This is a genomic window from Candidatus Margulisiibacteriota bacterium (assembly GCA_003242895.1).
Classification (GTDB): domain Bacteria; phylum Margulisbacteria; class Riflemargulisbacteria; order GWF2-39-127; family GWF2-39-127; genus GWF2-39-127.
On the sequence record QKMY01000059.1, the window covers coordinates 66,067 to 73,425 of the forward strand.

Below are 7,359 nucleotides of genomic sequence, written 5' to 3' on the forward strand. Positions count from 1 at the left end.
TTAAGCATAGTTAGGTAGGGATTTATGCCGGAGATTGCAACAGACGGACTGGACCGCAACGAGATATTTAAAAAATTAAGTAAATTAGACTCGTATATTAAAAAAGCTGAAATACGCCTGAAACAGAGAGAAAAAGAGCAGGAGCAGCTTTATGAAAAAGACACCGGAGATAAAGAGATGATTGAGAAATCTCTAAGGAAGCTGAATATTTTTTCAAGAAAAAGGAGTTTGCGATGACCTCACTATCAGCCTGTATGATTGTTAAAAATGAAAGTGAAATGCTAAAACTTACTTTGCCAGTAATATCTAATGTAGTTGATGAACTCATTGTTGTCGATACCGGTTCCTCTGATGATACTATTTCAATCGCTGGAAGTTTTGGTGCTATAGTTAAAGAGTTCGCTTGGATAAATGATTTTGCAGCTGCCAGAAATGAATCAATAATGGATGCTTCAAGTGAATGGATCCTTTGGATTGATGCAGACGAGTATATCAAGGAAGAAGATCTTTTTGCTTTAAAAAAACATCTTGATAGCATTCCTGAAGAGGAATCCGGATTGATGATTCCAATTTATCAGTGTAAAAAGGGTGAGCTTGATGAGCAAGGCGACCATTATAGTCGTGTTAAGTTGTTTCGTAATAATCGTGGATTGCGATTTGATCGGCCGATAAATGAGCAGGTGATTACACCTGATGGTATTTTTCTGCAGGGTAGTTGTTGGGTCGGGGCAAGAATTTATCACTGGGGTGATGTAGGTATTACGGAAGAGCGATTTGCGGCTAAAAGGCAACGTAATATTTCTATGTTGGAAGAAGTGAAGAAAAATAATCCGGATGATTTCCTTTATATGTTTCTGCTCGCAAGGAATTACTACTTAGCGAAAGATTATTCTAAAGTTCTGGAATACCTCGATGAAATTCAAAATAAATTAAATTTACCTGAGTATCTTTATTGCGAATTTTATCAGTTAAAGCTGAATTGTATAAAAGAAATTAATGGGGAGGAAGCCTTTTTTAATTCCTTAGTAGAAATGGCAACGAAAGACCCTTCTTTTGCCTGGGTTATTTGGAATTTAGCTCATATGCTCCTGAAACGGGGCAGGATTGATGAAGCAGAGCAGTATGCAAACTCTATTCTTGAGCTTCAAGTCCCAGCAGCAGCTGCTGGGGTTGATGTGGATTTAGAAAGCTATCTCTATAAGCCTTATTATATTTTAGGGGTTATCTATGATTGCAGGCAAAATAGTTCGCAGGCAATGTACTATTATAAGAAAGCTCTTGAGTTCCAATACGAAGCCCTTTTAGCGAATAGGGTAGCAGAATTAACCAGTAAGGAAGCGAAGCTATAATGGGACTATCTACCGATCAGGGCGTAAATATAAATATGGCGCAAAACGTTAATGAGAATGCTAAGGTTAGTAAACAGCAAAAACAGAGAGTGGATCAGGATATTACGCGTGACAATATTGCTTCTATAGTTTCTGAGGATCACGGAGAATCCGGTATTGGAGTTAAGCTGCTTGGTAATCTGGTTAAAAAAGCTTCTGACGCTGATGTTAATAAAATGAATCAGCTTATCCAGAAAAAGTCGACTGAAGCCTTTAACCGAGAAATAGATCTTCTTTATAAACGGGAAGAGGCCGGACAAGATGGCTCCACCGTATCGCACGCTTCAGATAACGCTTTTTCTCAAAATAAGAATCTTAAGAACTTAAAGGATAATCTTCTGAGCAGAAATACTTTTTTTTCCCAACTGTCAGAAGATAAGAAGACTGCAATGGAAGACTATGTAAAAGCTTTTCATGGTGCCATGTCCGATGGAGGTACAATAACCCCGGCTAATAGAGAAAAAGTCCTGCAAAACATGAAAAAAAGGGAAGAGCAGCTTCAAAAAGAAGGTATGGACCAGTCGAGTTTAAAGGCTTTTAAGGGAGATGTGAAAGAATGCCTCAGTTATGTAGGGGCTGAGCAACAGCAGAAGCTAAAAAACCTTTATGAGAAGGGAAAACATTATTTTTCTTCATCAATTAACCAAAAACAAAAAGAACTCCTTAATGAATACCTTGATGCGTACCCGCAGTTGCTGTTAAATGAAGATAAACATGTTCGGCAACAGAAAAATGAGGCTTCGTTAAAAGAGAAGCTTAGTGATCTCGAGCAGAAATTAGAGAAGGCTGGCTTTTCAAAGCAAGAGATAGCTAAAGCCAGAGAAAGTATGCAAAGCGAGTTCGCTGTCTTTCAAGCTAAGAGTAAGAGCGAAGATAAAGGTGCCGATAGAGATAAACCTTTGTTCAAGGGGAATAGTTTTTTCGCGAAGTCCTTGAGTGGGAGCCAAAAAGGTTTGATAAAAGAGTATCTTAGTTGCTATCCTCAGTTACTGCTAGCGCAAGGGAAAGATATGCATGAGACTTCGAGGCAGCAGCTTCAGCAGCGAATGAGCTATCTGGAGCAGCAACTCCGAAGGGAGGGTATGTCCAGCCAGCAATTACATGATTTGCAAATGCAAATTAAGTATAGTGTCCGGTCGCAACTTCTTTCACAGATTAAAGACGCTTATGTTCAGCGGATGCTTATTGAAAGCTCGGGAAGCGATAAGCTTTTTTTAACTATGGCAAAAAGAAAAGAAGGATTTCTTCAGAACTATGCGTTCAATCAGGAGAAACTAGGGGGAGACGGGTTCGGTGGCTATCGTGGCGGTATAAGAGGTTCTGCTGAATTTGTTATATCTGATGGGCAGCAGGATATCCAGACTTTTGCGCAGGAAGAGATTGTTAGTACTTTCGTAAGGGCTAATGCTAATCCAAAAAATCGAGAGATGGAGTACAAAAACGCAGATAAGCTTATATACCTTGCTGCACTCACCGGATTAAATACCGGAGAATTAATGGATAAATTACATGATGTCGTTAATGATTTAGGGTTAGTTAATTTTAAAATTGAAGACTATGGGTCTGCCGGTGGCGATTCCGGACAACAGCAGCAGAAAAAACCTGATTATGGCGAATATGCCTACAATCAGGATGACGAAAAGGAAATCTTGATTAATCGTTATAAAGCCTTGTTAATGAGAAGAGCGGTTAATCCGGGAGCAAGAACTTATCTTGACACAGCTTTTAAGTTAATGAAGACAAAAAAAGGTTTGATCCAATTGGGAATTTTTACTCCGGACCTTGATGAGCAGATGAGTGAGGAAGCCACGAAAATGGCTGTCCAGAAGTTGTTGGAGATGTTAAAAGAAGCACTCATGGAGCGGGCGAGTTTCTATGCATTGACCGGACCGGCGTATGACTTGAATGAAAAAAAAATAAAGGCAGTCCTTAAAAATATTAATAGACTGGATTGTCCATTATCTGAAGAAGAGTTTTCATCCCTGAAAGACCAAGCTAACAAGCGTATGTTTGATCTTGCCAATAGAGAGCTTCAGATGGTAAACCTTCTCCACGAAAATACCCGGCACGTATATTATGCCCAAAAACGTCAGAGCTTGGTTAAGCTTTTAGAGAGGCTAAAAGACGAATCTCAAATAGCATCCGAAATATCTTATGATGGCGATAGTCTTTCTGCGATGAAGTTTAATGATACGAGTGGTGGTAATGACTTTAGTGAGTATCTTTGGGAGGATTTGACCAGCAAGGTCTCTGAGGGAATCTTTCTGTTTTCTCATAAAGATTGTTATATTCCCGTAGTTAAAGTAATAATTGATATGGTTGAGAATGCAGGGAAACAAGTAGAAGAAGAAACCCAAAAAAAAGTCCAGGAAGCGGCTAAGTATATTAAAGAAATGAATGAAATCAAAATAGAGCAAGATGACTCATTGAAAGCATGGGCGCGAGAAATTAAAAATATAATAATATTTATGAAGAGAAATAAGCATGATAACTTAGATCTCGTTGAAAAGTTGCTAGGATTAGTAGAAGGAATTATGAAGTAATTTAGGTTAGTGATCTTTATTGAAAATGAAATTGAAAAATAAAAGTTACGATAAATAAATAATGTGGGTATACATTAGGTAGGCGGCTATGGATATTAAGGTTGGGAATGATGAAGAGCTTTTTGGCATATATTCAGAGGATTTTTTAACGCAGGGTAATAATAGGGCAAAAAGTTCGGAAGAAGATTTTTTTAAAAGAGATGAAATAAAGCTAATGGGCTTGAAGAGTCCTAAGGGCAGACTTCCTAACGGATCAAAGATAGATTTGGTTGAGGAGAAAAATAAAGCTACGCTGTATGTTGCAGTGGCCTCATCCAAAAGAGTATTCGAAATTGATCTGATTACCGGAGAAGTCAAAGAAGACGGGGTGCGCCTGACAGAAAAAGAAATACAAAGAGTTTTAAAAATTTTAAATTATTTTAAAAAAAATTGCAATTTTTATAATTCAGAGACAAAGATTATGTCTTTATGATAGAGAGGAGCTGTTTGGTATGAGTATAAATATAGATAATGATTCAATAAGTAGATTGGGAGCAATTCTGCAAGGGTCATCGAACAATCAGCAGACGAGAGAGGTGAAGGATTCCCAGAAAGCTGTTGATAATATATTGAAAGAAATTGATAAAAGTGAGATTCCGTCACAAGATAAACTGACAATTACAAGTATCCTGAAAAAACTCAGTGCCGAGTTCAATGAAAATAAACAGCAGCCCCTTACTTTGAACGATTTTAAAAAATTGCTTGAACAGTCTGAGTCAAAATTAGATCCCTTTCTGGTAATGCAGTTGATTGCCGGGTGCGCAGCGGAAGGCCTATTAAATGCTGAGATAAAAGTTAAGCCTGGAATTAATATAGATAATGTAATTGCGACAATCCTTAACAATTCAGGCGGACAACAGTTTGCGGCGGGGATCATGCAGCTATTTATAGATAATATGAACGAGATAAGCAAGAATATGGAAATAAAAGAAGAAAATTTTAAGGAACATGAAAAAGAAATTGATAAAAGATATAAGGCTCAGAAGGATGAGAACAAACGGGTAGAAAAAAAAGATGAGCAGAAAAGGATCGAAGTGAATATCTCAATGTAACATGTTTTTATAAAACTCAAAAGCTTTTTCGTTTATTATTAGCTCCGCCGTAGATACTTTCTTAAAATCAGGATTTAACTCTCCTGATGGGAGGAAAATCAAATTTTCCTTGTCAAAAGTATTTGTGTTATGTGCAATGACGAGAATAGTCGATTTACTATCCAATTGGATCATAAGGTTAGTAAAATTATTTGTAAAGGAGACCTCTTCTGCAATAGTTTTTGTATCATCATAACGATTGTTTAAAAGATACTCTTTTTTGTAAGCAAAGGTTGCGTTTGATCCATGGTTTTCATGGAAAGGACCTGATTTGAATAATCCTATTTTATTTATAAAATATATTAACATTTCACTGCTTGCTGCAATCAGTTTATCGCTGTTTGTCAGCTTTTCCACGGCATGAGCCACTCTTACGGGCGGATAATAGTCATCATCATCCATGCAAACCAGAATATCTCCATTTGCATTGTCATTTAAGTAATTTCTTTTTGAGCCGATGGTTATTTTCTCGTTAAGTCTCAGGTATTTTATTCCAGGTTTGCCTTCTACGAGATCATGTATTGGATCCTGTCCATCATCAGCAATAATAAGTTCCATTCTATCCTGGGGATAAGTTTGAGAATAATAGCAATGTAGTAATTGAGGGATAAATATCCTTCTATCGCAAGTCGGAACTAAAACACTAACAAAAGGAAGAGTGGAATTAATTTTTTTATACTCCAAATATATTTATCAAAAAGCAAGAAACTCTTTCGGGAATTGGATAACGAAATAAGACCTCTAGTATTATATCATACCAAACTTACGCTGGTATAAACAAAATCGAACTAAAATGGCCGATTGTAACTTTATTTAATGGCCGTCAAAAAAGCTTGCACGTGAATTATGCCGTTTCCGCCGTCAATATTATAGATTTGTGTTATTTTGAAGGCCCCTTTGAACCCATATTTATGACAAAGTTCAAGTGCAGGTTGATTATCTACAGAGTAGTACATGAAAGAATTAATATTCCAGTAACTTATATGTGTCGGGTCTTGAAAAGCACCCCGGCCATCTGTGGATGGAACGAATATATCTACCGTTGCAGCGGGCTTGCAAACTCGCCAAATTTCATTCATGGTTTGGATCTTATCTTTTAAGTGTTCAATGGCATCATGAGCTCTAACATAATCAACACTGTTATCGTCAAAAGGAAACCTTTCATTCAGGTCAGAGATAATATCTACCTTTTCGTTTTTAAAATTATCCACACCAATATAACCATCTGGTTTTCTTATGCCACAACATAAATCAATTTTAATCGTATTATTTTTGTTCGTCATTTGTTCTCTCATCCAATATTGATTTTTTCTATACTCTCAACACTCTATCCAAAAAAATGCTCATCTGATAATTTTGCTTGAATCTCTGATAATTAAGTTCTCTTGTTTCATCTATCAGCTTTAAGTTATCCAGATATTTTCGGCACTCGCTAACGATATTGTGATAACTAACGGTAACTAATCCTGTATCTTTATAGGGATTGGTTGGTGATTCTTCTGATAGGACAAAGATTTTATTGTTGAGTAGATAAGATATTCTAACTACTTCAAGAATTTGAGTATCATAAAAATGAATATTTAAAACCAGTTTTGCACGGGCAATATACTCATCTCTCTTTTGTCCATAAACCCCGCAGAGATTTTTAACTCTATAGCCAAGTGCGATTAATTGATCGAGAATGTTTTTTCTGTGTTCGTTTAGACAGCCATAAAATAATACATCTATATCTTTGTTTACATCGTGTTGTATTCTCTTTAACTTATCGTGATAACCAATTGTCAATAATTTGGCAGATAATCCGTATTGCTTCATAAACGCTATATTTTCATTAGAATAGTCCCAAATGGAATACGCGTTTTTTAGGATAGTTAAAACAGTTTCATTGAACCACCCGTTTTTAGCAGATAATTGTTCCAGTTGATATGGTATATATTTATAGTCTCCTAGTAATTCAGGCTCTTTTATTAAATGGTATCCAAGTAAAATATTAATTTTGTCTTTTTGAAGATTATTAATTTCAAAGGTGCAATTAACCCCAATAGTTTGAAAAGCTTGTTCTAATAATAAGGACACTTCTGCAAAAGCAAGATAATGGACGTACCCAGGCGGAGCCAATAGAGTTAGATTATAGTTTTGCATCATTTATGTACTATTGTACAGTTATATCGGTATATTTTCAAATCACTCTATCTGTAGGGTGCAGATACTTTCGGTGGGTAAATAACCTTTTGGCAGTTTGAAGTTGGTTGGCGGTTTGGATTGAGATTTTTCCCAGGCTGCAACCTTGTTTTGCAA

Annotated in this window: 8 protein-coding genes; 5 read left to right on the top strand and 3 right to left on the bottom strand. The window is 36.4% G+C overall.

Annotated elements, in window-relative coordinates:
* Positions 1–24: 24 nt before the first annotated feature.
* The 5 genes from DKM50_11025 (at position 25) to DKM50_11045 (ending at position 5,022) form a co-directional block, all read left to right on the top strand.
* On the top strand, positions 25–237 hold the full coding sequence (locus tag DKM50_11025; GenBank protein ID PZM78659.1) for a hypothetical protein: 213 nt from the start codon (positions 25–27) through the stop codon (positions 235–237).
* Positions 234–1,349, top strand: coding sequence for a hypothetical protein (locus tag DKM50_11030; protein PZM78660.1), 1,116 nt, complete (start codon positions 234–236; stop codon positions 1,347–1,349). The genes DKM50_11025 and DKM50_11030 overlap by 4 nt, the downstream gene beginning before the upstream one ends.
* A complete protein-coding gene (locus DKM50_11035) occupies positions 1,349–3,931 on the top strand; it encodes a hypothetical protein (GenBank protein PZM78661.1) in 2,583 nt (860 codons plus the stop codon). The genes DKM50_11030 and DKM50_11035 overlap by 1 nt, the downstream gene beginning before the upstream one ends.
* An 88-nt stretch (positions 3,932–4,019) precedes the next feature.
* A complete protein-coding gene (locus tag DKM50_11040; GenBank protein PZM78662.1) occupies positions 4,020–4,403 on the top strand; it encodes a hypothetical protein in 384 nt (127 codons plus the stop codon).
* A 19-nt stretch (positions 4,404–4,422) separates the two neighbouring features.
* Positions 4,423–5,022: a hypothetical protein gene (locus DKM50_11045; GenBank protein ID PZM78663.1), complete on the top strand. Its 600-nt coding sequence runs from the start codon at positions 4,423–4,425 to the stop codon at positions 5,020–5,022.
* Here DKM50_11045 and DKM50_11050 read toward each other — a convergent pair.
* The 3 genes from DKM50_11050 to DKM50_11060 all read right to left on the bottom strand — a co-directional run bounded on the left by DKM50_11050 (position 5,014) and on the right by DKM50_11060 (position 7,206).
* Positions 5,014–5,751 (bottom strand): hypothetical protein, encoded by a 738-nt coding sequence (locus DKM50_11050; GenBank protein PZM78664.1) that lies wholly within the window; start codon positions 5,749–5,751, stop codon positions 5,014–5,016. The two genes, DKM50_11045 and DKM50_11050, sit on opposite strands and share 9 nt — an antisense overlap.
* A gap of 119 nt (positions 5,752–5,870) precedes the next feature.
* Complete coding sequence (locus DKM50_11055; GenBank protein PZM78665.1) at positions 5,871–6,344, bottom strand: hypothetical protein; 474 nt, start codon at positions 6,342–6,344, stop codon at positions 5,871–5,873.
* A 28-nt stretch (positions 6,345–6,372) separates the two neighbouring features.
* Complete coding sequence (locus DKM50_11060) at positions 6,373–7,206, bottom strand: hypothetical protein (protein ID PZM78666.1); 834 nt, start codon at positions 7,204–7,206, stop codon at positions 6,373–6,375.
* Positions 7,207–7,359: the final 153 nt, after the last annotated feature.

Excerpts from the sequence above, each read along its gene's own strand:
- DKM50_11025 (PZM78659.1), top strand. The coding sequence starts at position 25 with ATGCCGGAGATTGCAACAGACGGACTGGACCGCAACGAGATATTTAAA.
- DKM50_11030 (PZM78660.1), top strand. The coding sequence starts at position 234 with ATGACCTCACTATCAGCCTGTATGATTGTTAAAAATGAAAGTGAAATG.
- DKM50_11035 (PZM78661.1), top strand. The coding sequence starts at position 1,349 with ATGGGACTATCTACCGATCAGGGCGTAAATATAAATATGGCGCAAAAC.
- DKM50_11040 (PZM78662.1), top strand. The coding sequence starts at position 4,020 with ATGGATATTAAGGTTGGGAATGATGAAGAGCTTTTTGGCATATATTCA.
- DKM50_11045 (PZM78663.1), top strand. The coding sequence starts at position 4,423 with ATGAGTATAAATATAGATAATGATTCAATAAGTAGATTGGGAGCAATT.
- DKM50_11055 (PZM78665.1), bottom strand. The coding sequence starts at position 6,344 with ATGACGAACAAAAATAATACGATTAAAATTGATTTATGTTGTGGCATA.
- DKM50_11060 (PZM78666.1), bottom strand. The coding sequence starts at position 7,206 with ATGATGCAAAACTATAATCTAACTCTATTGGCTCCGCCTGGGTACGTC.